Source organism: Klebsiella sp. JB_Kp031 (assembly GCF_040064295.1).
Classification (GTDB): domain Bacteria; phylum Pseudomonadota; class Gammaproteobacteria; order Enterobacterales; family Enterobacteriaceae; genus Klebsiella; species Klebsiella quasipneumoniae.
On sequence record NZ_JBEAJW010000039.1, the window covers coordinates 34313 to 59030 of the forward strand.

Consider the following 24718-nt stretch of genomic DNA (forward strand, 5'->3'; position numbering starts at 1 on the left):
CCGGCGCCCGCCGGCTTTTTTATTAGATAGTTTTTTCTTATGGTGACGCGATGAGCAACTCATTACCTGACACAGCCTCCCCTCTTCTGCCCATCCCGCCGGAACATCCGGTGAGCTGGCCGCAGGGCGATCTGAACTGTGCTGCAATAAAGGCGCACATCGATACCTTTCAGCACTGGCTGGGCGAGGCGTTTGACGCCGGTATCGCCGCGGAGCTGCTCATTGCGGCGCGCACCGAATTTATCGACCAGCTGCTGCAGCGGTTGTGGATCGCCAGTGGATTCGAATCCGTCTGCGACCTGGCGCTGGTGGCCGTCGGCGGCTACGGTCGCGGCGAGCTGCATCCGCTTTCTGACGTCGATCTGCTGATCCTCAGCCGCAAAAAGCTGCCGGACGACCAGGCGCAAAAGGTCGGCGAACTGCTGACGCTGCTGTGGGACGTCAAACTGGAGGTAGGCCATAGCGTACGCACTCTCGAAGAGTGTCTGCTGGAAGGGCTTTCAGATCTCACCGTCGCCACGAACTTAATCGAATCGCGCCTGCTGATCGGCGATGTCGCGCTGTTCCTTGAGCTGCAAAAACATATTTTTAGCGACGGCTTCTGGCCATCAGAAAAGTTCTTCGCCGCCAAGGTCGAAGAGCAGAACGTCCGTCATCAGCGTTATCACGGCACCAGCTATAACCTCGAGCCGGACGTGAAAAGCAGCCCCGGCGGCCTGCGCGATATCCATACGCTACAGTGGGTGGCTCGCCGCCATTTCGGCGCCACCTCAATGGATGAGATGGTCGGCTTCGGCTTTCTGACCGAAGCCGAGCGCAATGAGCTCAACGAGTGTCTGCATCAACTGTGGCGTATCCGCTTCGCGCTGCATCTCGAACTCACTCGCTATGACAACCGCCTGCTTTTCGACCGCCAGCTCAGCGTCGCCCGCCGGCTCGGCTATGAAGGCGACGGCAACCAGCCGATTGAGCATATGATGAAGGACTTCTTCCGCGTCACCCGCCGGGTGAGCGAGCTGAACCAGATGCTGCTGCAGCTGTTTGAAGAGGCCATCCTTGCGCTGACCGAGGATGAAAAACCGCGCCCGATCGATGATGACTTCCAGCTGCGCGGCACGCTGATCGATCTGCGTGACGATACGCTGTTTATTCGCGAGCCGCAGGCCATTCTGCGCATGTTTTATATTATGGTGCGCAACAGCACCATCACCGGCATCTACTCCACGACGTTGCGCCATCTGCGCCACGCCCGCCGCCATCTGACCCAGCCGCTGTGCTATATCCCGGAGGCGCGCACGCTCTTTCTCAGCATGCTGCGCCATCAGGGAGCAGTGAGTCGCGGACTGCTGCCGATGCATCTTCACAGCGTGCTGTGGGCCTATATGCCGCAGTGGTCTCATATCGTCGGCCAGATGCAGTTCGACCTGTTTCACGCCTATACCGTCGATGAACACACCATCCGCGTGATGCTCAAGCTGGAGAGTTTTGCTAAAGAAGAGACTCGTAGCCGCCACCCGCTGTGCGTGGAGTTATGGCCGCGTTTAACGCACCCGGAGCTGATTTTAATCGCCGCCCTGTTCCACGACATCGCCAAAGGGCGCGGCGGCGACCACTCGATCCTCGGCGCGCAGGATGTGCTGAAGTTTGCCGAGCTACACGGGCTGAACTCCCGGGAAACGCAGCTGGTCGCCTGGCTGGTGCGTCACCACTTGCTGATGTCGGTCACCGCCCAGCGGCGCGATATTCAGGATCCGGAGGTGATTAAGCAGTTCGCCGAGGAGGTGCAAACGGAAAATCGCCTGCGCTATCTGGTGTGTCTGACCGTCGCCGATATCTGCGCCACCAACGAAACCCTGTGGAACAGCTGGAAGCAGAGCCTGCTGCGCGAACTCTATTTCGCCACTGAAAAACAGCTGCGTCGCGGCATGCAAAGCACCCCGGACATGCGCGAACGCGTGCGTCACCATCAGTTGCAGGCGCTGGCCCTGCTGCGGATGGACAATATTAATGAAGAGGCGCTGCATCAGATCTGGAACCGCTGCCGCGCCAATTATTTCGTGCGACATACGCCGACGCAGCTCGCCTGGCACGCCCGCAACCTGCTGCGCCACGATCTGAATAAGCCGATGATCCTCCTGAGCTCGCAGGCCACCCGCGGCGGAACGGAGATTTTTATCTGGAGCCCGGATCGCCCTTACCTGTTCGCCGCGGTGTGTGGCGAACTGGACCGTCGCAACCTCAGCGTCCACGATGCGCAGATCTTCACCACCCGCGACGGCATGGCGATGGACACCTTTATTGTCCTCGAACCCGACGGCAGTCCGCTGTCCGCCGATCGCCACGAAGCGATCCGCCAGGGTCTGGAACAGACCATCACGCAGCGCAGTTGGGAGCCCCCGGCGCCCCGTCGTCAGGCGGCAAAACTGCGTCATTTCTCGGTGGACACCGAGGTAAATTTTCTGCCGACCCATACCGATCGGAAATCGTTTCTCGAGCTGATAGCCCTTGACCAGCCCGGGCTGCTCGCCCGTGTCGGTCAGGTATTCGCCGACCTCGGAATTTCGCTTCACGGGGCGCGAATTACGACAATTGGTGAGCGAGTAGAAGATTTATTTATAATCGCTACCGCCGACCGGCGTGCCCTTAATAATGAGCTGCAACAAGAAGTGCAACAACGGTTGACAGCGGCCCTCAATCCAAACGATAAAGGGTGACGTATTTTTTTTAGTGAATGGAAAGAAACAATGCAGCAGTTACAGAACGTTATTGAGTCCGCTTTCGAGCGTCGCGCCGACATCACGCCGGCTAATGTGGATACCGTGACCCGCGAAGCGGTTAACCAGGTTATCGCCCTTCTGGATTCCGGCGCGCTGCGCGTCGCTGAGAAGATCGACGGTCAGTGGGTGACGCATCAGTGGCTGAAGAAGGCGGTACTGCTCTCTTTCCGTATTAACGATAACCAGGTTATCGATGGTGCGGAAAGCCGCTACTTCGATAAAGTCCCGATGAAATTCGCTGACTATGACGAAGCGCGTTTCCAGAAAGAAGGTTTCCGCGTGGTGCCGCCGGCAGCGGTGCGTCAGGGCGCGTTCATCGCCCGCAACACCGTGCTGATGCCGTCCTATGTGAACATCGGCGCCTACGTTGACGAAGGCACCATGGTTGACACCTGGGCCACCGTCGGCTCCTGCGCGCAGATCGGTAAAAACGTTCACCTGTCCGGCGGCGTCGGCATTGGTGGCGTACTGGAGCCGCTGCAGGCGAACCCGACCATCATCGAAGATAACTGCTTCATCGGCGCGCGCTCTGAAGTGGTTGAAGGGGTGATTGTCGAAGAAGGCTCCGTGATCTCCATGGGCGTTTACCTCGGTCAGAGCACCAAAATCTACGATCGCGAAACCGGCGAAGTCTTCTACGGCCGCGTGCCGGCTGGCTCGGTAGTGGTATCAGGCAACCTGCCGTCGAAAGATGGTAAATACAGCCTGTACTGCGCGGTGATCGTGAAGAAAGTCGATGCCAAAACCCGCGGCAAGGTCGGCATTAACGAACTGCTGCGCACCATCGACTAAAGCAAATAAAAAGCGGGAGATATCCCGCTTTTTTTATATTTGATGCTGGCGAAAATGGATTTTTTCGTTAATTATTCAATGGTTATGATGCTATCAAAGGTACCGTTATGTACGATAATCTGAAAAGTCTTGGCATTACCAACCCTGATGAGATCGATCGCTATAGCCTGCGGCAGGAAGCTAACAATGACATTCTGAAAATTTACTTTCAGAAAGACAAAGGCGAATTCTTCGCCAAGAGCGTGAAGTTCAAATATCCGCGTCAGCGCAAAACCGTCGTCGCCGACGGCGTCGGCCAGGGCTACAAAGAGGTCCAGGAGATCAGCCCGAACCTGCGCTACGTTATCGATGAGCTGGATCAGATCTGCCAGCGCGATCGCACTGAAATCGATCTCAAGCGTAAAATCCTCGACGATTTACGCCATCTGGAAAGTGTGGTCACCAATAAGATCAGCGAAATCGAAGCCGATCTGGAAAAGCTCACCCGTAAGTAAGCGCATCCCCGGCGGCGCGTCGCCTGACCGGGCTGGCGGTATCAAGCCGCTAAGGACAGCATGCATCGTCCAAGGCCGGGTATGGCGAGTCGCTACCCGGCATTTTTTTACCTCCACGCCTTAGCGTTGTTCATCCAGCTGCAGCGCAATATACAGCAGCAGCCGGTCGTCAAAGCTGCCAAGATCCAGCCCCGTCAGCTCCGAGATACGATTCAACCGGTACTCCAGGGTATTGCGATGAATAAACAGCGCCTTTGACGTCGCCAGCGGCTGCACGTTATGGCGAAACCACGCCTGCAGCGTTCGCCGCAGCAGCCCGTTGTTGTCCATCGCCTTGAGACGCGCCAGCGGACGGGCCAGCTCATTGGCCTGCCAGCCGCCGCGCAGGCTGTCAAGCAGCACCGGCAGCATCAGATCCTGATAGAAGTAGCAGCGGCTCTCCGGCATCCGCTGCTTGCCCACCATCATCGTCGTGCGTGCGGTACGGTAAGAGCGGGCGATACTCCCGGGACCGGTGAAGAAGTTGCCCAGCGCCACGCGGAAGCGGAGCTGCCCATTCTCTTTCATCCTGGCGATAAGCTGCTCGACGCGGCGGACGTGATCGTCTGCGTCCCAGCGGCCAAAGCTGTTCAGCGCCGGTTTCAACACCACCATTTCCGTGAGCGAGACAATGGCCACCAGATTATTGCGATCGGGGGTGGTCAGCGCGTTCTGCAGCTGCTGTAGCTCTGCCATCGCGCTGTCCACGCCGAGCTGGCCGCTGTCCACCTCAATCATCGCCACCACGCGCGGCTGATTCAGATCAATTCCTAAACGCTGCGCCCATTCGTTCAGCGCCGGGGTATGCTCTTCCGCCTGAATCAGGTTCATCACCAGCTCTTCGCGCAGACGGCTGTCCTGCGCCAGGAGATGCATCAGTCGCGACTGCTCCAGCATCATCTCAGCCGTCATGCACACCAGCTCGCCATATTTTCGCAGCGACTCCGGCTCGCCGGTCAGGCCGATCACCCCGACGATCTCCCCCTCCAGGCGCAGCGGCAGGTTAATGCCCTGGCGCACCCCGTGGAGATGGCGAGCCACCGCATCGTCGATATCCACCACCCGCCCCTGGGAAAGCACCAGCAGCGCGCCTTCGTGCAATTCACCAATCCTTTCCCGATCGCCGCTGCCGATAATCCGCCCGCGGGCATCCATCACGTTGATGTTGGTATCGATGATGCGCATCGTCCGCGCCACAATATCCTGCGCCATTTTGGTATCAAGATGCCAGCCAGCCATGTAATCCTCCCCTTTGCAGGGCACCAGCATAAAAGAGTCGTTGCTCTGCTGCATTGTGCATATGCCCGAAGCCCGGGTGAGATATGTGGAGTTGTGGAAGCGGTCACAGAACGAAAAAAAGCCCCTGCCCTCGGCGAGGGAAGGGGCTGGAGAGCGAGCGCTGACTGTTACTGCAACAGCAGATAGATAGAGGCGTCGCCGCGCTGAATATTCAGCGCCAGCACGGACGGTTTGGCGTCGAAGATTTTCCGCAGATCGGCGATGTTTTTCACCGGCTGCTGGTTCGCCCCGACGATGACGTCGCCTTTCTTGAGGCCAATCTGCGCCGCCGGGGTACCGGCTTTCACATTATTGACCACCACACCTTTGTCCTGACCCTTGTTGCTCATTTCCGCCCCTTCAATCCCGTTGAAGATGGTGCTGGAGTCAACCTGGGTCTGGTTGCTCTGCTGCAGTTCGACGGTCACGGTCACCGGTTTGCCGTCGCGCAGCAGACCAAGCTCAACTTTGCTGCCGATAGGCATGGTGCCGACCTGGGCACGCAGCGCGGCGAAGCTGCTGATCGCCTTCCCGTTGAGAGAGGTGATCACGTCGCCGGCTTTAATGCCCGCTTTCGCGGCCGCCGACCCCGGCATCACCTGGCTGACAAAGGCGCCGCGCTGAGCGTCGACTTTCATCGCTTTCGCCAGCTCAGAGTTCAGTTCGGTCCCCATGATGCCGAGCTCGCCGCGTTTCACCTGGCCATATTTCACCATCTGCTCGGTCAGGTTTTTCACCATGTTGCTTGGGATAGCAAAACCGATACCGATGTTGCCGCCGTCCGGCGCCAGAATGGCGGTGTTGATGCCGATCAGCTCGCCGTTGAGGTTCACCAGGGCGCCGCCGGAGTTCCCGCGGTTAATCGCCGCATCGGTCTGGATAAAGTTTTCGTAGTTTTCCACGTTCAGGCCGCTACGACCCAGCGCGGAAACAATCCCGGAGGTCACGGTTTCGCCCAGACCGAACGGGTTACCGATAGCCACGGTGTAGTCGCCAACGCGCAGCGCGTCAGAGTCGGCGAGCTTAATCGCCGTCAGGTTTTTCGGATCCTGAATCTGAATCAGCGCGATATCAGAGCGCGGATCTTTGCCAACGACTTTGGCATCAAACTTACGGCCATCGCTCAGTTGAACCTTAATTGTGGTGGCGTTGTCCACGACGTGGTTGTTGGTCACCACATACCCCTTGGCGGCATCAATGATGACGCCGGAGCCCAGCGCCATAAATTTCTGCTGCTGGCCGCCGTCAGGCTGACCGCCCTGTCCGCCGCCCTGGCAAAACGGCGAACTCTGGAAAGGAGAACCGTCCTGGCAGAACGGCGAATTATCGCCAAAGAACTGCTGGAAGTTACGTGGCATCCGTGGGGTATTAACGGTGGTGCTACCTTCAACGTTAATGCTCACCACCGACGGCATCACCTTCTCCAGCATCGGGGCCAGGCTTGGCATCTGCTGTGCATTAGTGGCCGAAGATGCCGTTTCTGCCGCGCTCGCAGAGAGCGGGGACAACGCCAGACCTAAACTCAGAGCCAGTGCACTCATTGCTAACGTGGTTTTTTTCATCAGTTTCAATCTCAATATCAGAAAACGAAAGTTGCTGTGTACGTGACTATCAGAGTCATTTTATAGCGCTAAGTTCCGGAATTAAGTTTCTGGAAAAAGTAAAAATTTATTGTCCATCTTTACAAAACTCCAGCTTATTCCACCGCCATTAGCCGCCGATATTCATCCCACGCATACAAATCCGTCATCCCGCTGATATAATCCTGAATCAGACGGCAGCGATAATAGTATTCCATCAGCGCAAATTCAGGCGCCGTGCGCGCCAGCTTATTTACCGCTTCCACATAGGCCAGCCGGTGGCGGGTTGATAGTTTCTGATACAGCCGGGAGGCAATGGGTAAACGCCGTACCCGCTCCTGCGCCACTAATTCGCTGAAATCCTCGAGCGATAATTTCAGCAGCGGCTGATAGATATCCAGCAGGCCACTGATCACCCGGTAGCCCTGCAATTCCAGCTGCTCGACATCCGGATGGCTAAACACCTGTTTCATCGCCACATTTTTATAAAGCTCCAGCAGCTGACTGCAATCGCTGTCGTCCTCGAGCAGCGCATGATTAAAGTCGCCCGTAAAGATGGCCGGCAGGTTGTCAATAAATCGGCGCGCCGCGTAGGGCACCAGCTTATTCAGCGTGTTCACCCGCAAATACATAAAAAACTGATCTTCCGCGCTCTGTTTCAGGGAATTGGCTCGTGATTTCTCCCAGGCATTTTCCACTACCTGTGAGAATAACGATCCTTTTTCATGGCAGCCCCAGGCGTCGTAAAGATGCTGATAAAGCTGCTCAGCGCTGAAAATACGTTTTTCCACCGCGTCCTCAAGATCCGCGACGCAATATGAGATGTCATCCGCGGCTTCCATAATCCAGGTTAATGGGAACCGATTGTAAGGCGCCAGATCCAGTTCTTTACGCAGGCGCGCCACATACTCCTCTTCGGCTAAATAGTAGCCAGGCTTTTTCATTAAATAGCTGTGGCTGGCTGGCGTCGCCTCAGACCACCACGCCGGCCGAGTATATTTCAGAATACAGCCGACCTGCGCCCAGGTCAGATTCATGCGCATCAGCGTATGGACCAGACGAATGCCCTGGGCGTTGCCCTCAAAGCTGCAGAGATCCTGGCGCACTTTGCGGCGCAGCGCGTTAAGCGACGTTTCCCCTTCATGCAAGCGTAATGCCTGCACTTCACAGCGATCGTCGGTCAGCGGCTGCCCGAGCGCATCGCCGGGCGCCAGACGCTGGCGGAACCAGTCGTTAATCGCCGCCTCGCCAAAATGGCCAAACGGGGGATTGCCGATATCGTGCATCAGGCAGGCCATCTCCACCACGCTCTCGAATGGCCCGGTCAGCTCTTCCAGGCCATACTCTTCCAGCAGCCTCAGCTCTTTCAGCCGGCTCAGCACCTCTTTGGCGATATAGCGTCCCACCTGCTGCACCTCCAGCGAGTGGGTCAGGCGGGTACGCACCGCCGCGTTGCGCTCCAGCGGGAAGACCTGAGTTTTTTGCTGTAAGCGACGGATTGCCGGCGAGTTGACGATCCGTCCCCGATCGCTTTCGAAGATCCGCAGGATGTCGCGCTCCGTCTCGACACGCGGCGGCGAACGGAAGCGTCGACGCCAGTTTATCTTGTTGCGAAAATCAATCTTTGCCATAGCCTCTCCCGCGCGAGCAATACGCTTCCCCTTAAGCGCATGATAGACTATGCAACTAAACCTGACACATCGCGAGTAAATCTATGAAAATTGGCATTATTGGCGCTATGGAAGAGGAAGTTACCCTTCTGCGCGACAAAATCGAAAACCGCCAGACTATCACTATTGGCGGGAGCGAAATCTATACCGGCCAACTTCACGGCGTTGACGTCGCGCTGCTGAAGTCTGGTATCGGGAAAGTGGCCGCGGCGATGGGCGCGACCCTGCTGCTGGAGCGCTGCCAGCCTGACGTGATCATTAATACCGGCTCTGCCGGCGGCCTGGCGCCGACGCTGAAGGTCGGCGATATCGTCGTCTCCGATGAAGCGCGCTACCACGACGCCGACGTCACCGCCTTCGGCTATGAGTACGGCCAGTTGCCTGGCTGTCCGGCCGGCTTTAAAGCGGACGAAAAACTGGTGGCCGCGGCGGAGAGCTGCATTAACGCGTTAGATCTCAATGCCGTTCGCGGCCTGATCGTCAGCGGTGATGCCTTCATTAACGGCTCTGTCGGTCTGGCGAAGATCCGCCATAATTTCCCGCAGGCGATCGCTGTGGAAATGGAAGCGACCGCCATCGCTCACGTCTGCCATAACTTTAAGGTTCCTTTCGTGGTGGTTCGCGCCATCTCCGATGTGGCCGACCAGCAGTCTCACCTCAGCTTTGAGGAGTTCCTTGCGGTCGCCGCCAGACAGTCCACCCTGATGGTGGAGAATCTGGTACAGAACCTGGCACGTGGCTAAGTCGCTCTCCTTCGCGCTTGCCGCGCTGCTGTTACTCGCCCCGGCGTGGCTGCTGGCCGCGCCGCGGGTGATCACCCTCTCCCCCGCCAATACCGAACTGGCCTTTGCCGCCGGGATCACGCCGGTCGGCGTCAGCAGTTATTCCGATTATCCGCCGCAGGCCAAAACGATTGAGCAAGTTGCCAGCTGGCAGGGAATGAACCTGGAGCGCATCGTAGCGCTCAAGCCAGACCTGGTGCTGGCCTGGCGCGGGGGTAATGCCGAACGTCAGGTTAACCAGCTGCAGTCGCTGGGGATCCACGTCCTGTGGGTACAGACTTCGACCATCGAAGAGATCATCGCCACCCTGCGTCAGCTGGCGCAGTGGAGCCCACAGCCGGAAAAAGCACAGCAGGCGGCGCAGGCGATGCAGCAGGAATACGATGCGCTGAAAGCGCGCTATGCCAGCGCGCCGAAGAAACGCGTCTTCCTGCAGTTCGGTTCCGCACCGCTATTCACCAGCGGCCCCGGCTCAATTCAGGATCAGGTGCTGAGGCTGTGCGGCGGCGAGAATATCTTTGCCGCCAGCCGCGTTCCCTGGCCGCAGGTGAGCCGCGAACAGGTGCTGGCCCGTCAGCCGCAGGCGATTGTGGTGACCGGCGACGCCAGCCGCATCGCCGAAGCGCAGCGCTTTTGGCAATATCAGCTCACCATTTCGTTGATTGCGTTACACAGCGACTGGTTTGAACGCGCAAGCCCACGTATTATCCTCGCCGCCAAACAACTTTGTGCGGCGCTCGACCAGGTAAAATAACCATCCGGCATACCGGATGTTCAGTGGGAATCAACGATGCTTGTCTATTGGCTGGATATTATTGGCACAGCTGTCTTCGCGATCTCCGGCGTTCTGCTGGCGGGGAAATTGCGTATGGACCCATTCGGCGTGCTGGTGTTAGGCGTGGTGACGGCGGTGGGCGGCGGTACCATCCGCGATATGGCGCTGGCGAATGGCCCGGTATTCTGGGTCAAAGATCCCACCGATCTGGTGGTGGCAATGGTCACCAGCATGCTGACCATCCTGCTGGTCCGCCAGCCGCGCCGGCTGCCGAAATGGATCCTGCCCGTTCTTGATGCCGTCGGTCTGGCGGTGTTTGTCGGCATCGGGGTGAATAAAGCGTTTCTCGCCGGCAGCGGCCCGCTGGTCGCGGTGTGCATGGGCGTGGTGACCGGCGTTGGCGGCGGGATAATCCGCGACGTGCTGGCGCGCGAAATTCCTATGATTCTGCGCACCGAGATCTACGCCACCGCCTGTATTGTGGGCGGCATTGTCCACGCCACCGCGCACGACACCTTTCATCTCCCGCTGGAGAATTCGGCGATGATGGGGATGGTGGTGACCCTGGTGATTCGTCTGGCGGCGATCCGCTGGCACCTGAAGCTGCCGACGTTTGCGCTGGACGATAACGGACGGTCATAAAAGCAAAACGGTAACCTGAGGTTACCGTTTTTAACGTTGGCACCCTCTCGCAGAAGGGGAAGACGCCCGGTCGCACTCGCTTTACACGCTGAACGAGGATCCGCAGCCGCAGGTGCTTTTCGCGTTCGGGTTGGTCACGATAAAGCGCGAACCTTCCAGCCCTTCGGTATAGTCGACAGAGCCGCCGACCAGATACTGCAGGCTCATTGGGTCAACCACCAGGCCGACACCCTGTTTCTCAATGGTCATATCCCCTTCGTTCACCTGATCGTCGAAGGTGAAGCCATACTGGAAACCGCTGCAACCGCCGCCGGTAATATACACGCGCAGTTTCAGGTTCGGATTATCTTCATCCGCAATCAGGTGTTTTACTTTATTGGCTGCGGCTTCGGTAAACTCCAGCGGCAACGCTACGTCATCACTCATTTTTTGCTCCCATTGATACTTCCGGCCGGTTAAAGAATAACCGGGCCTTTTGAGCCATTATCTAATACCCTGGTAAATCGTTCAAGTATTCTCCCGGGGCGCCTGCTGCGCTTTTGCCGCCTGCTCGGCCTCCTGCTTCGCCAGAGTACGTTGCAGAATGGTCGAATACAAAGGCTTACCGCCGAGGAATTGCGCCAGTAGTGTTGCGCCAAGGCAGGTAATAATCATTGGCAAAATGAGCTGATAGTTATCGGTCATCTCCAGCACCAACACAATACCGGTCAGCGGCGCGCGCACCGAGGCGGCGAGCAGCGCGCCCATGCCGGCGATAGCGAAGGTGCCGGCATCGAGATGGTAGGACGGAAACAGCGGAATAGCCGCCATGCCGAACGCCGTGCCCAGCAGCGTGCCGAGCGCCAGCATCGGGGCGAAGATGCCCCCCGGCGCGCCGGAGGAGAAGCAGATCAGCGTGGTCACCACGCGGGCAATAAAGATAAACAGCAGCAAACCGACGGAGAAGTTACCAGCGGCGGCGATGGGGATCAGGTTAAAGCCACCACCCACCGCGGAGGGCTGCATCAGCCCCAGCAGACCGCAAAGCCCGCCGATGATCCCGCCCATTAACACCCATTTTTTGATGTTGCCGCCGTGAATGTGCTGGAACAGATCCTGGGTGCGCAGCACCAGAAAATTAAACAGCGGGCCGAAGCAGCCAAACAGCATCCCCAGCACCAGGTACAGCCACAGGGTATTCACCGGGGCATTGCTCAGCTTGCCCACCTCTATAATTGCCGCCTCGCCGTTAAAAATGCGAAACACAATGCTCGACATGATCACGCCGGTAAATACCGCTTTAATGGAGATCAGGTTGTAGCGGAACTGCGGGCGCATCTCTTCGATGATAAACAGGATACCAGCCAGCGGCGCGTTAAAAGCCGCTGAGAGACCCGATGCTGCGCCGGTCGCCAGCAGCGTGTGCCGCGCTTCCGGACTGCGCATGCGGAAAATATCCAGCACCATGCGCCCAATGTTGCCGCCAAGCTGCACCATCGGCCCTTCGCGTCCCAGCACCATTCCGGCGCCCAGGGTCCCCATGCCGCCGATGAATTTTACCGGCAGCACGCGCCACCAGCGCACCGGCCGCAGCTCCTCCAGCGCCCCTTCGATCTCCGGGATCCCCGATCCGCCAGCCTCCGGCGCAAAGCGGCGCACGAGGAAATAGCCGACCATCGCCAGCAGCGCCGACAAGATAAACGCCAGCGGCCAGACCAGATACCAATGGTCCGCTACCTGCGCCAGCGCGCCGATCCGCTGGTTCTGCACCCAGTTCACGCTCTTTTCAAACGCCACGCCCACCAGCCCGGCCAGCGTGCCGACCACCGCCGCCATAAACAGCACCGCCAGCGGCGTTTTATCGCGCTGAATTAAGCGGCGCACCGCATCGCCGCGACGCACCCGCACGAACTGATGTGCTTCAAAAGAGGGAGTTTCTGCTTTCATGCCGTTATCAATTATTGGTAATACAAATGAAGAGAGAGGCATTTTAGCCGCCCCGGCGCGCTGCGTCGTCAAAAAAATGCCCTTGCGGCACATTGTTTCAATTGGGCAAAACTTTCATAACCATCCTGGAATAACTTAGAATAGCCGATAAAACATTTTTCACGAACCAGGACCCTGGCCATGAGCAAATCTGAAAATCTGTACCATACTGCGCGCGAACTGATCCCCGGCGGCGTTAACTCGCCGGTGCGCGCCTTTACCGGCGTCGGCGGCACCCCGCTGTTTATCGAACGCGCGGATGGCGCTTACCTCTATGACGTGGATGGAAAGGCCTATATCGATTATGTCGGCTCCTGGGGTCCGATGGTGCTGGGCCACAACCATCCGGCGATCCGCAACGCGGTGATCGAGGCGGCGTCACGCGGCCTGAGCTTTGGCGCGCCGACCGAAATGGAAGTGAAAATGGCGGCGCTAGTGACCGAGCTGGTACCGACCATGGATATGGTGCGGATGGTGAACTCCGGTACCGAAGCCACCATGAGCGCGATTCGCCTGGCGCGCGGCTTCACCGGCCGCGACAAGATCATCAAGTTCGAAGGTTGCTACCACGGCCATGCCGACTGCCTGCTGGTGAAAGCCGGTTCCGGCGCGCTGACCCTCGGCCAGCCGAACTCGCCGGGCGTGCCGGCTGATTTCGCCAAACACACCCTGACCTGCACCTATAACGACCTCGCCTCGGTGCGCGCGGCGTTCGAGCAATATCCACAGGATATCGCCTGCATCATCGTCGAGCCGGTCGCCGGGAATATGAACTGCATTCCGCCGCAGCCGGAGTTCCTGCCGGGCCTGCGCGCGCTGTGCGACGAATTTGGCGCCCTGCTGATCATCGACGAAGTGATGACCGGCTTCCGCGTGGCGCTGGCGGGCGCGCAGGCTTATTACGGCGTGGAGCCGGATCTGACCTGTCTCGGGAAAATCATCGGCGGCGGGATGCCGGTAGGCGCTTTCGGCGGCCGTCGCGAGGTGATGGACGCGCTGGCCCCCACCGGCCCGGTTTATCAGGCCGGTACCCTCTCCGGTAACCCGATCGCCATGGCCGCCGGCTTCGCCTGCTTAAGAGAAGTGGCGCAGCCGGGCGTACATGAAACCCTCACCGAGCTGACCAACCAGCTGGCGCAAGGTCTGCTTGATGCGGCGCGTGACGCCGGGATCCCGCTGGTGGTCAATAACGTCGGCGGCATGTTCGGCATCTTCTTTACCGATGCCGAAACTGTCACCTGCTATCAGGATGTGGTGAAGTGCGATGTCGAACGCTTCAAGCGCTTCTTCCATCTGATGCTGGAGGAAGGCGTGTACCTGGCGCCGTCAGCATTTGAGGCTGGCTTTATGTCCGTGGCCCACAGCGAAGAAGATATCGACAATACCATCGACGCCGCGCGTCGGGTGTTTGCCAAACTGTAAGCTCCCTGCATGCCGGGTGGCGCTCCGCTTACCCGGCCTGCCAAACCCGCAATGGCACGGACCGTAGGTCGGGTAAGGCGTTAGCCGCTACCCGACAAAAAAACGGCACCGTGCGGTAGCCCGGATAAAGCGCAACGCGCCGCTATCCGGGATCTTTCGCGCTAACGCCACGCGTTAGCGGCTCTGCTTTCTCAGCAAATAGATAAAGTACGGCGCGCCGATAAAGGTTGATAACAGCCCCGCCGGGATCTGGTAGGGAAACATGATCATTCGTCCGCACCAGTCGGCGAAGACCAGCAGCAGCCCGCCAGTCAGCCCGGAGATCACCATATGCGGCAGCGTGCGCCGGAAGCCCATCATCCGTGCGATATGCGGCGCCATCAGCCCGACGAAGCTCAGCGGGCCGATGGTCAGCGTCGCCGCCGCCGTCAGGCAGGCCGCCAGCAGCAGCAGAACAATCCGCGATGAGGTCAGCGCCATGCCCACCGCTCGCGCCGCCTCCCCGCCCAGCGGCAGGATGGTCAGCCAGCGGCGACAGAGCGGCGCCAGCGCCAGCAGGAGCAGCATCACCGCGCCGCTGCGGACCACCCTCTCCGGCGTCGCGCTGTAGGTCGACCCTGAGATCCACGTCAGGATCTGCGCCATGCGCGGATCGCCGCTGGCCTGCAGCATCATCAGCAGCATGGTGAAGGCGGTACTGAGCGCCATCCCCGCCAGCAGCATCCGATGCGGCGAAAAGCCGCCGCGCCCGGCGGCCAGCATAATGATCAGCAAGGTGCCGGCCGCGCCAAGGCTCCCGGCCGGCAGCAGCCAGCCAAAGGCGTCGCCAGGGACGAAGAACAGCATCAGCACCACGCCAAAGGCGGCGCCGGAGCTGATGCCCAGCACTTCCGGACTGGCCATCGGGTTGCCGGTCAGGCGCTGGATAATACAGCCGGCGACCGCCAGCATCACCCCGGCGAACAGCGCCGACAGCACTCGCGGCCAGCGCCAGGGCAGCAGTTGCTCCAGCAGATCGCCGTGAGCCCACAGCCAACCGTGGGCATCGCGACCAAAGGCCAGCGCCACGCTCACCGCCAGCAGCAGCAACGCGACGCCCCCGAGAACAAACCCTTGCACGTGATAGCGCTCAGGCTGCACGTTATCGCCGCCGTTCATCACCGGGGCGCTGATGCTGCGAAGCCGCGGCAGCAGCCACAGCAGCAGCGGCGCGCCAATCAGGGCGGTGACCGAGCCGGTGGAGACTTCCCGCCATACCCTGCTCAGCCAGAGGATCACCTGATCTGAAAGCCACAGGAGCAGCGCGCCGATCAGCGCCGCCAGCAGCAGCCGGGCCAGCAGTCGACGGGCGCCGAGCATTTTCGCCAGCAGCGGCGCGAACAGGCCGATAAAGCCGATAATCCCGACCGCGTTGACCAGCAGCGCGCTCATTACGATCGCCAGCGTCAGGGCGCCGAGGCGCGCCAGAGACAGCGCCAGCCCAAGGTTGCGCGCCACTCCGTCATCAAGCCCCATCAGGGTCAGCGGACGCAGCAGCAGCAGCGTGAGTACTGCGCCGCCCAGCAGCTGCGGCCACAGGCGCTGCGCCACGCTCCAGTCGGTTTGCGTCAGCGTCCCGGTGCTCCACAAGAACATACTCTGCAGCTGGTCGTGATGGAAAATCACCATCAGCTGGTTAAGCGCCCCGCAGTAGAGGCTGACCACCAGGCCCGCCAGGATCAGCGTTACCGGCGACAGGCGCTTGCCCCAGGAGACGCCAAACACCAGCGCTCCCACCAGACAGGCTCCGGCCAGCGCGGCAAACTGCGACGCCAGCACGCCGGGGATGGCCCACAGCGTAGTGACTGTGATCCCCAACTGCGCGCCGGTGGCGACGCCAAGGGTGGTTGGCTCCGCCAGCGGATTGCGCAGCACCTGCTGGAACAGTACGCCGACCAGTCCCAGCCCGGCCCCCACCAGCAGTGAAACGGCCACCCGCGGCAGCAGGCTGTAATGAAACAGCATCTGGGCAATCCGATCGCTATCCGGCTGCCACAGCGCCTGCCGCCATTGCGCATAGGGCAAGGCGACATTGAGATTGACGATGCTCAACGCGAAGGCGGCAACCAGCAGCCCGGCCAGCAGGATAATGGCTAACGGTGAAATACGCCTATTCATGCCGGATTCCCCTGGGCCTCGGCCAGCACGCGGGCAAAATGCATCGCCGACAGCGTCGCGCCATAGAACCACACCGCCGGAACGCGCTGGAAGCGCCCCGCGCGCACGAACGGCATCGCCTGCCACAGCGGGGTCGCCAGCAGTTGGGTCATCTCCCGCTCGTTACCATGATCGAAACAGATCACATCGGCCTCGTTAAACGCCGCCAGCCGGTCGATGCCAACGCTGACGCTGCCCCAGAACGCCGCTTCGCCGCGCCAGGCGTTTTTGATGCCAAAGCGATCGAGCACTTCCTGGAACAGGCAGTTTTCGCCAAACACCAGTACATGGCGCGGATCGAGCAGGGAGATCATCAACAGCGGACGGTCGCCGCGCCCGGCAAAACGCGGCTTCAGGCTCGCCATCAGCGCCTCAAACTCCGCCAGGTGGTGCTGAGCCTGTTGTGTTTTGCCCAGCAGGTCAGCCATCTCCAGCAGCGAGCGCTGAGCCATCGCCAGCGGACGTTTGCCATCGCTGAAGGTAAATCCGCGGCCGGGGGCGATACGCGCCAGCTTCTCCGGCGACGGGCCGTAGCCTGCCGACCAGACGATAAATGACGGTTTCATCTGCGTCAGCAGTTCAAGATTGGGTTCGGTACGCAAACCGACATCGATCACCGAGTCGGGCAGCGCGGGTTCGTTCACCCACAGGCGATAGTTGGGGATATCGGCCACGCCGTAAGGCGTGACGCCCAGCGCCAGCAGCAGCTCCGCCGGCAGCCACTCCAGGGCGACCACGCGCTGCGGGTCAATGTTCGCCGCCTGCGCGCCGCGCATCTGCCACAGCAGCGGCGAGAGCGCCATCGCGGTCAGCAGGCGGCGTCGGGTTATCTGAGTCGGGGTCATCATCAATAGACAAAGCTTACCGGCGCCGCGCCGGCCGGGTGCGGCAGGATCCCCATCGGGATGCCGTAGATTTGTTCCAGGGTGTCGCTGCGCATCAGTTCCGCCGGCGTCCCCTGGGCGATCATTTCTCCGCCGCGCAGGGCCACCAGATAGTCGCAGTAGCGGGCCGCCATATTAATGTCGTGCAGGACGGCGATCACCGTCAGGCCGCGCTGCTGGCTGAGACGATGCACCAGCGCGAGGACATCAACCTGATGGGCGATATCCAGCGCCGAGGTGGGTTCATCGAGCAGCAGACAGCGGCTATCCTGCGCCACCAGCATGGCGATCCACGCCCGCTGGCGTTCGCCGCCGGAGAGGCTGTCCACCAGGCGATGGGCGAGCGGCTTCAGTCCCACCAGCGCAATCGCCTCTTCCACTTTCTCGCGGTCCGCCGCGCCAAAGCGACCCAGCGCGCCGTGCCACGGGTAGCGGCCGATGGCCACCAGCTCACGCACCGTCATACCCTCGGCCGGCGGCAGCTGCTGCGGCAGATAGGCCACTTTGCGGGCAAAGGCTTTGCTGCCCCAGCTCTCCAGCGGCTGCCCGTCCAGCAGCACATCGCCTGCGGAAGGCGGCTGATGACGGCCAAGCATTTTCAGTAACGTCGACTTGCCGGAGCCATTATGACCGATCAGGCCTGTGACTTTTCCAGCCGGGAAGGTGAGCGAGAGCGGATGGAGCAACGTGCGGCCAGGCACACGGAAAGTGACGCGATCCAACGCGAAGGTGGTTTCTGCGTGCGGAGTCTGTTCCTGCATAGCGATAACCTGATAAAGGGCGCGGCGAACCGCGCCCGTAGGTGGTTAGAAACGGAAGGTGGCGGTGGCGACGACCTGACGTCCGGCCCCCCAGTAGCAAGCGTATTCGCTGTAGCAACTGGAGACATATTCGCGGTCGAACAGGTTGTTGACGTTGACGCCAACCGACGATCCCGGCAGGCCAAAGCGCGCCAGATCGTATTTCACCGTCGCATCCATCAGCGCATAACCGGCCACACTAAAGGAATCATTTTTCTTACCGGTGCTGGTGTCATTTTTGTAGTAGCTGACCGTTGAACCGATATAGCGCGCCCCGGCCCCAATCGTCAGACCGCTGAGCGCGGTTTCGTGGAAGGTATAATCCGCCCACAGGGAGGCCATATTACGCGGCACTTCCGCCGGACGTTTGCCGTTGAACACCGTATCGTGAGTGTATTCCGCATCGGTGTAACTGTAGGCTGCGGTCAGGTTGATATTGGCGTTAACTGCCGCTTTCGCCTCCAGCTCAAGGCCGCGGGAGCGGATCTCGCCGGTCTGGATGCTGAACGCCTGGTTAGCCGGATCCGCCGTCAGGTTCTTGTCTTTGGTCAGCTGATAGACCGCCGCGGTGACCACCACCGGCATATCTTTCGGCACATATTTCACGCCGGCTTCATACTGCTTACCGCGCGACGGATCGAACGGCTTGCCGCTGCTGCTGGAGCCCGATACCGGTTCAAACGATTCGCTGTAGCTGAAGTACGGAGAGATACCGTTATCGAACAGGTAGTTGATGCCGCCGCGCCAGCTGAACTGCTGGTCGTGGTTCTCCGCCAGGCTGTTGGTGGCGCGGGTTAACGTTGAGGTGGTGGCGTAGTCGTAACGACCGCCCAGGGTCATGACCCACTTATCCCACTCCATCTGATCCTGCGCGTACAGGCCGGTCTGTTCCATCCGGTTGAGCACCGCGTACGGGAAGGTAACCTCAATATTCGGGTTGCCGTACTGCGGATTATTCATGCTGATAGGATCCGCCGTCCCGTAGTCGGCATCCACATCATTACGCATCCGCGAGTAGTCCACGCCGGTCAGCAGCGTATGGCTGACCGCGCCGGTGGCGAAATCAGACTGCAGCTGGGTATCGACGGTAAAGGTGTTCAGGTGCTCGTCGGAGCGCACATAGGCGCGATTCATGTAGCCCGGCGCGACATAGCCATTGCCGTACACCGAGCGATACAGGGTATCGACCTCGGCATAGCGCAGGTTCTGCCGCACGGTAAAGGTGTCATCGAACTGATGGGAGAAGCTGTAGCCCACCATCTTCTGGCGGCGGGAGATTTTATTATCCGCCTCGCCTTCATTGAAATCGGTTGGCAGCTTGTGCGCCTTACCGTTGGCGTCGTAATACGGCACCACGGTGCCTTCACGCGGCAGCCAGCCGTAGTAGCCCGCATCCGGGTCATTCTGGAAGTTGCTCAGGAATGTGAAGTCGGTTTTATCGTCCGGACGCCAGCTAAAGGAGGGCGCCACCGCGTAGCGGGTCGATTTCGCCATCTGCTGCTGGGCATCCTGGCTGCGGCCCAGGCCGGTCAGGCGGTAAGACCAGACGCCGGCATCATCAATGGCGTCGCTGAAGTCAAACCCGGTCTGCCACAGATTGTCGGTGCCCATCTTAAACTGCACTTCTTTCAGCGGCTCGGTGGTCGGGCGTTTGCTGACCATGCTGACGATACCGCCCGGGTTGCTGTTGCCGTACAGCACCGAAGTTGGCCCGCGCATCACTTCCACGCGCTCCAGGAAGTAAGGATCCATGGAGACTTCAGAGTAGTTATTCCCCTGCAGCTTCATGCCGTCCAGATACTGGTTGGTGTTGACGGTCGTCGAGGTGGTGAAGCCGCGAATGGTGACCACGTCATAGGTGGTCGAACTGCCGCGGGTGGAGAAGACGCTTGGCGTATAGGAGAGCGCCTCTTTTACCGTCGTCGGCTGGCGCATCTCCATCTCCTGGCGCGTCACCACCGACACAGACTGCGGCGTTTTTTCAATCGGGGTATCGGTTTTCGTCGCCGTGGCGGAGCGTTTCGCCGCGATGGTCGGCGCCGGTCCCCAGGCGCTTTCCTGGGCGGCCGGAGCGGCAACGACGGTGATGGTTTCTTCTTGCTTCGGTTGTTCTGCTGCCTGTGCGTAGACAGACATGCCGCTAACCGCCGTGGCTACTACAGCTGCGACTTTACGCAGCGAGTGATTTGGCTGAGCAGTTTTTGGACGCGCCATGGGTATATCTCTGATGAAAGTGAATGATAACGTAAACGAGAATTATTATTATGACGGGCGATATAATAGGCGAAACGTCGAAGGCAAGGCAAGCGATATGCCTGTCGCTGCGGGTCGAGGGCTGAATTAATAACCAGATAGTTATTATGGAGTTAAAGAGCCGTTAACTTTTTTACAGGCATAAAAAAACCCCTTAATACTTTCGTCTTAAGGGGTCTGGTCTTAGGGCTTAAATCAGTTACTGCCGAACATATCCTTGATCCAGCCCGCGACGCCGTCGCTCTTCTCCTGCTGCTTCGGCGGCTGTTGCTGCGGCTGCTGTTGCTGCTGAGGCTGCTGCTGCCCGGACTGATTGAACGGGTTGTTCGCTTCCTGCTGCTGCAACTGCTGCTGCTGCATCATCTCGCCCTGGCGGCACAGCGCATCCGGCTGCGTCGTCCACACCGGCAGCGAACGCATCCCGCCGCTGCAGACGAAGTTGCCGTTGCTGTCCACGCCCATGTCGACCACATCTTCGGGCGGCGTCAGCACCAGCGGCGTTGGCGTCTGGTTCGCCAGATAACGCTGATAAATCGACATCGCACCGCTGGCACCGTACAGTTTGGTTGGCTGGTTATTGTCGCGACCCACCCAGGTGATGGTCACCTGGCTACCGTCGATCCCGGCAAACCAGGTATCGACGTTATTGTTGGTGGTCCCGGTTTTCCCCGCCAGATGGAGGCCCGGATACTTCGCCCCCAGCTGACGCCCCGTCCCGCGCTGCACTACCTGCTGCATGGTCCACAGCGTCATGTAGGCCGCCTGGGCAGGCACCGCGCGCTCCGCCTGCGGGTAGCTCTGATACAGCACCGTGCCATCTTCCGCAATCACTGACCGCAGGGCGGAGAGTGGTGCACGGTTGCCGCCGCTGGCGATGGTCTGGAAGGCCTGGGCCACTTCAATCGGCGTCAGGTTCAGCGCGCCAAGCAGCATCGCCGGCACGGCGTTGAGCTGATTCTTCGGCGCCCCCAGTTTGGTCCAGGTATCGACCACCGCCGGCAAGCCCAGCGCCATCCCGAGGTTAACCGTCGGCACGTTCATCGAACGAGTCAGGGCATCTACCAGCATCACCTGGCCGCTGAAGCGACGATCGTCGTTCTGCGGCGACCAGGTCTGGCCATTGGACAGGCGAATGGTCACTGGCGCATCGGCGATCCACGTATTCAGGCGATACTGATTCGGCTGGCTCAGCGCGGTCAGATAGGTCGCCGGCTTGGCCAGAGAACCAATCGACCGGCGGGCCTGCATCGCGCGGTTGTAGCCGGCGAACTGCGGCTCCGCGCCGCCGACCATCGCCCGCACTTCACCGGTAAAGCGGTCCACCACCACCATGGCGGTTTCCAGATCTGCCAGCTTGCGCTGTTTCTTCAGTACCGGGATCCCTTCAGTAGCCGCTTTTTCCGCGGCATCCTGCGCCACCGAGTCGAAGGTAGTGAAGATCTTCACGCCGGAGAGATCTTTTACTTTATCGCCCAGCTTCGCCTGCAGCTCCTGACGCACCATCTGCATGAACGCCGGCTGTGGTGAAATGACCCCGCCGCGCGGCTGCACGCCCAGCGGACGCGCGCTCAGCATGTCGTACAGCTCCTGGTCGATGACCTGCTGCTGCTGCAGCAGACGCAGCACCAGATTGCGTCGCTCAAGGGCCAGCTTCGGGTTGCGCCACGGGTTATACACCGAGGCCCCTTTCACCATCCCCACCAGCAGCGCCTGCTGGTCGAGGCTCAGCTCTTCCACCGGACGGCCAAAGTAGTACAGGCTGGCCAGCGGGAAGCCGCGAATTTCGTTATCGCCGCTCTGACCGAGGTACACCTCGTTCATGTACAGCTCAAGGATGCGATCCTTGCTGTAGCGGGCGTCGACGATCAGCGCCATGTACGCTTCGTTGGCTTTACGCCAGTAGGAGCGCTCGCTGGAGAGGAACAGGTTTTTCACCAACTGCTGAGTCAGGGTACTTGCCCCTTGCACCGTCCGGCCTGCCGTCAGGTTCGCCAGCACCGCACGGCCGATGGAATAGAGGCTGATGCCATCGTGCTCGTAGAAGTGGCGGTCTTCGGTCGCCAGCAGTGTATCCACCAGCAGGTCAGGGAAGCCGCTGCGCTTCACGAACAGACGCTGCTCGCCGTTCGGCGACTGCAGCATGGTAATAAGCCGCGGATCGAGGCGGAAGAAACCGAACTGGCGGTTGTTATCCATATTCTCGATGGTTTCCAGATGGTCGCCGTCGAAGGTCAGACGCGCGCGCACCTGCCCTTCTTTACTGTCCGGGAAATCGAACGGACGGCGGATCATCTCGATGCTGTTGGCCTGCACCGTATATTCGCCGGGACGCGTCATCGCGCTAACCTGACGATACTGGGTGGCGTTCAGCAGACGCACCATCTCGTTTTTGCTGATCTGCATGTCCGGCTCAAGGTTCACCATCCGTCCATAGACCGCAGCCGGCAGCTCCCAAACTTTACCGTCGATGCGGCTGCGGATTTTCTGGTCGAGGTAGACGCCATAGGCGGCAATCAGCACCGCGAAGACAATCCCCAGCTTGACCAGCAGCCACAGCCAGCTGCGCTTACGACGAGGCTTGCCACCTTTGCCTTTGGCTTTTCTCGGCACCGGTTTCTCATCCTCATAATCATCGTCATCATACTCGTCGTCGTAGTCCTCTTCCCGGACCCGGCGACGGGTGACTTTCTGTTTTGTCGGACGTGAGGGTCTTCCCTTACGTCCGATAGGCTCGCGGTCATCTCCCGCCATGCTTTTTCTCCGCAACGTTCAGGCGCAAAGGCCTGATTCTCAATACTTCCTCCGTTCAGAGGAAGAAGAAATCTCTCAAATTAACGTTCAGGCTGCTCATCCTCGGGACGACAACCTGCTGGCGGGCAGAACGCGCCGCCCACCTTTCAAAGGGTTGCTTTGCTTCGCTTCACATGATACTAACAATAGAAATTCACCATAAAATCAATGTGTTAAACGCATCACTGGCAGAATAAGTCAGAACATAGCACGTAATGTTCAGGGCATACAGGATAGCACTAAAATGCGACATTCTTAACCAGCATTTTACCTCGTGCTTACGTAACAAGATGGGAAAGAGTATGTTTTTTAATAACATAAAAAATGACGCTCGCCCTGATACCAAATGCGGCGGCATCGCCTCAGACTGAAAATATATTTCCTGGACGACAGCATTTATTATTGAGAGAAGTAAAGGGGATGAATCGAGTTTCTGCCAATAAAAATGAGAGGCTGTTAACATTTATGTAGAATAATATTTTATGATGACACCAGGGAAATATTTGTTAAACTAGCGGCCAGTGATTCATTATTTTGATTACTCTACTATGCGCATTCCACTTATATTCCCGCTTTGCGTGGTGGCCTTACTCTCTGGCTGCCAACAGAAACCCGCCTCAACGCTCAGTCCGGCCATCAGTAGTCAGGCACAGCTCGAGCAGCTCTCGTCCGTGGCGGCAGGAACGCGCTATCTCAAGAATAAATGTAATCGTAGCGATCTGCCCGCCGATGAAACTATTTATCGGGCGGTGGTGAATGTCGGCAAAGCGCGCGGATGGGGAAATATTGACCCGGCAACGTTAAGTCAAAATAGCGACCGGCTTTACCAACAGCTTTTACAGGACAGCACCCCGGAAGCCACACAGTGCAGTCAATTTAATCGCCAGCTTGCTCCCTTTATTGCCAGCCTACGCGGCGACTAAGCAAAATATCTTCAACGCGCATTGAATTGCGCTTGCTCCTTATTCACCTTTCGGCTCCTCGTCAATTTTCCCGCCGGGCCAGTCCTCCAGCGCCGCGAGGGTAAAGGTCGTGCCATTGAAGCTAAAGATCGTCACATCCTGCTGGATCTGCTCCACCACCAGATTGGGCAGCGGGGAATCGCCCTCGGTCCACGCTTTGCCGTTTAACACAATGCTGCGCTTTTCCGCTAACGAGGCGTAGACATGGGCGCTGTAGCGCAGAGGCGGCAGCGTATCGCTGTCCACCACCGGCGCGGCGGGCGCGCTGGCTTTTGCCGCCGGCGGCGGCGTCTTTGGCGCGGCCTCTCCGGCAGCGGTTAACGGCAGAAGCGCCGCATGCGCCACCGGCAAGGGCAGCGTTTGCGGCGGTGCCGGGTGACGCCACTGCTCGCCGCCAAACCAGCCGAGCGCGATAAATAATCCGGCGTATAGCGGGATAATCCAGCCAGGGATCTGCACCATCCGGCCGCGGACCACCGGCGCGTCCGCCAGTGCGGTGGGCGGCTGATGCGCCACTAGCGGGGGGATCCCTCTTTCACTGTCATCACGAACAATCACAACGGTCTCCTGTTCCCTCATGATAACGAGAAGGCGCCCTTACGGGCGCCCCACGTCAC

At 59.5% G+C, this 24718-nt stretch carries 19 protein-coding genes; 8 read left to right on the plus strand and 11 right to left on the minus strand.

What is annotated here, in order from left to right:
* Positions 1-50: 50 nt before the first annotated feature.
* From glnD to ABLV64_RS18765, 3 genes are all read left to right on the plus strand, one after another.
* Positions 51-2714, plus strand: coding sequence for a bifunctional uridylyltransferase/uridylyl-removing protein GlnD (gene glnD / locus ABLV64_RS18755; RefSeq protein WP_348842983.1), 2664 nt, complete (start codon positions 51-53; stop codon positions 2712-2714).
* A 30-nt stretch (positions 2715-2744) separates the two neighbouring features.
* Positions 2745-3569 (plus strand): 2,3,4,5-tetrahydropyridine-2,6-dicarboxylate N-succinyltransferase, encoded by an 825-nt coding sequence (gene dapD, locus ABLV64_RS18760; RefSeq protein WP_002889295.1) that lies wholly within the window; start codon positions 2745-2747, stop codon positions 3567-3569.
* 107 nt (positions 3570-3676) lie between these two features.
* The gene (locus ABLV64_RS18765; protein WP_002889292.1) at positions 3677-4063 is read left to right on the plus strand and encodes a DUF3461 family protein; all 387 of its coding nucleotides are present in this window, start codon (positions 3677-3679) and stop codon (positions 4061-4063) included.
* A 120-nt stretch (positions 4064-4183) separates the two neighbouring features.
* On the opposite strand, the gene cdaR is transcribed toward ABLV64_RS18765, so the two are convergent.
* From cdaR to dgt, 3 genes are all read right to left on the minus strand, one after another.
* The gene (cdaR, locus tag ABLV64_RS18770; RefSeq protein WP_004204443.1) at positions 4184-5341 is read right to left on the minus strand and encodes a DNA-binding transcriptional regulator CdaR; all 1158 of its coding nucleotides are present in this window, start codon (positions 5339-5341) and stop codon (positions 4184-4186) included.
* A gap of 167 nt (positions 5342-5508) precedes the next feature.
* Positions 5509-6942, minus strand: a complete 1434-nt coding sequence (degP, locus tag ABLV64_RS18775; RefSeq protein ID WP_004145870.1) for a serine endoprotease DegP — start codon at positions 6940-6942, stop codon at positions 5509-5511.
* Positions 6943-7076: 134 nt separating this feature from the next.
* Complete coding sequence (gene dgt / locus ABLV64_RS18780; protein ID WP_004204441.1) at positions 7077-8591, minus strand: dGTPase; 1515 nt, start codon at positions 8589-8591, stop codon at positions 7077-7079.
* 83 nt (positions 8592-8674) lie between these two features.
* Here dgt and mtnN point away from each other — a divergent pair, with 83 nt between their 5' ends.
* From mtnN to ABLV64_RS18795, 3 genes are read left to right on the plus strand one after another with little or no spacing between them, the layout of a single operon-like run.
* Entirely contained in the window at positions 8675-9373 is a 699-nt protein-coding gene (mtnN, locus tag ABLV64_RS18785; RefSeq protein ID WP_004204440.1) for a 5'-methylthioadenosine/S-adenosylhomocysteine nucleosidase, read from the plus strand.
* Positions 9366-10166 (plus strand): vitamin B12 ABC transporter substrate-binding protein BtuF, encoded by an 801-nt coding sequence (gene btuF / locus ABLV64_RS18790; RefSeq protein ID WP_348842984.1) that lies wholly within the window; start codon positions 9366-9368, stop codon positions 10164-10166. Before mtnN ends, btuF begins: the two co-directional genes overlap by 8 nt.
* A gap of 36 nt (positions 10167-10202) precedes the next feature.
* Positions 10203-10829 carry a TRIC cation channel family protein gene (locus ABLV64_RS18795; RefSeq protein WP_004204437.1) on the plus strand — a complete coding sequence of 209 codons (627 nt, stop codon included), beginning with the start codon at positions 10203-10205 and terminating at the stop codon, positions 10827-10829.
* An 81-nt stretch (positions 10830-10910) separates the two neighbouring features.
* Here the strand turns inward: ABLV64_RS18795 and erpA are convergent, their stop codons facing one another.
* Positions 10911-11255 (minus strand): iron-sulfur cluster insertion protein ErpA, encoded by a 345-nt coding sequence (gene erpA / locus ABLV64_RS18800; RefSeq protein WP_002889275.1) that lies wholly within the window; start codon positions 11253-11255, stop codon positions 10911-10913.
* Between the two features lie 81 nt (positions 11256-11336).
* The gene (gene clcA / locus ABLV64_RS18805) at positions 11337-12755 is read right to left on the minus strand and encodes a H(+)/Cl(-) exchange transporter ClcA (RefSeq protein WP_077268680.1); all 1419 of its coding nucleotides are present in this window, start codon (positions 12753-12755) and stop codon (positions 11337-11339) included.
* Positions 12756-12935: 180 nt separating this feature from the next.
* On the opposite strand from clcA, the gene hemL reads away from it, so the two are divergent.
* The gene (gene hemL, locus ABLV64_RS18810; protein WP_348842985.1) at positions 12936-14216 is read left to right on the plus strand and encodes a glutamate-1-semialdehyde 2,1-aminomutase; all 1281 of its coding nucleotides are present in this window, start codon (positions 12936-12938) and stop codon (positions 14214-14216) included.
* 174 nt (positions 14217-14390) lie between these two features.
* On the opposite strand, the gene fhuB is transcribed toward hemL, so the two are convergent.
* The 5 genes from fhuB to mrcB form a co-directional block, all read right to left on the minus strand.
* Positions 14391-16373, minus strand: a complete 1983-nt coding sequence (gene fhuB / locus ABLV64_RS18815) for a Fe(3+)-hydroxamate ABC transporter permease FhuB (protein WP_004204433.1) — start codon at positions 16371-16373, stop codon at positions 14391-14393.
* Positions 16370-17260, minus strand: a complete 891-nt coding sequence (gene fhuD, locus ABLV64_RS18820; protein ID WP_334753272.1) for a Fe(3+)-hydroxamate ABC transporter substrate-binding protein FhuD — start codon at positions 17258-17260, stop codon at positions 16370-16372. The genes fhuB and fhuD overlap by 4 nt, the downstream gene beginning before the upstream one ends.
* Positions 17260-18057, minus strand: coding sequence for a Fe3+-hydroxamate ABC transporter ATP-binding protein FhuC (gene fhuC / locus ABLV64_RS18825; RefSeq protein ID WP_004204431.1), 798 nt, complete (start codon positions 18055-18057; stop codon positions 17260-17262). The genes fhuD and fhuC overlap by 1 nt, the downstream gene beginning before the upstream one ends.
* Before the next feature lie 45 nt (positions 18058-18102).
* On the minus strand, positions 18103-20310 hold the full coding sequence (gene fhuA / locus ABLV64_RS18830; RefSeq protein WP_023319767.1) for a ferrichrome porin FhuA: 2208 nt from the start codon (positions 20308-20310) through the stop codon (positions 18103-18105).
* A 234-nt stretch (positions 20311-20544) separates the two neighbouring features.
* Entirely contained in the window at positions 20545-23100 is a 2556-nt protein-coding gene (gene mrcB / locus ABLV64_RS18835; protein WP_023319766.1) for a bifunctional glycosyl transferase/transpeptidase, read from the minus strand.
* A 587-nt stretch (positions 23101-23687) separates the two neighbouring features.
* Between mrcB and gspS the strand changes: the two genes are divergently transcribed.
* Positions 23688-24062 carry a type II secretion system pilot lipoprotein GspS gene (gspS, locus tag ABLV64_RS18840; RefSeq protein WP_023319765.1) on the plus strand — a complete coding sequence of 125 codons (375 nt, stop codon included), beginning with the start codon at positions 23688-23690 and terminating at the stop codon, positions 24060-24062.
* Between the two features lie 39 nt (positions 24063-24101).
* On the opposite strand, the gene gspB is transcribed toward gspS, so the two are convergent.
* The gene (gspB, locus tag ABLV64_RS18845; protein WP_048323025.1) at positions 24102-24659 is read right to left on the minus strand and encodes a type II secretion system assembly factor GspB; all 558 of its coding nucleotides are present in this window, start codon (positions 24657-24659) and stop codon (positions 24102-24104) included.
* Between the last annotated feature and the right edge of the window lie 59 nt (positions 24660-24718).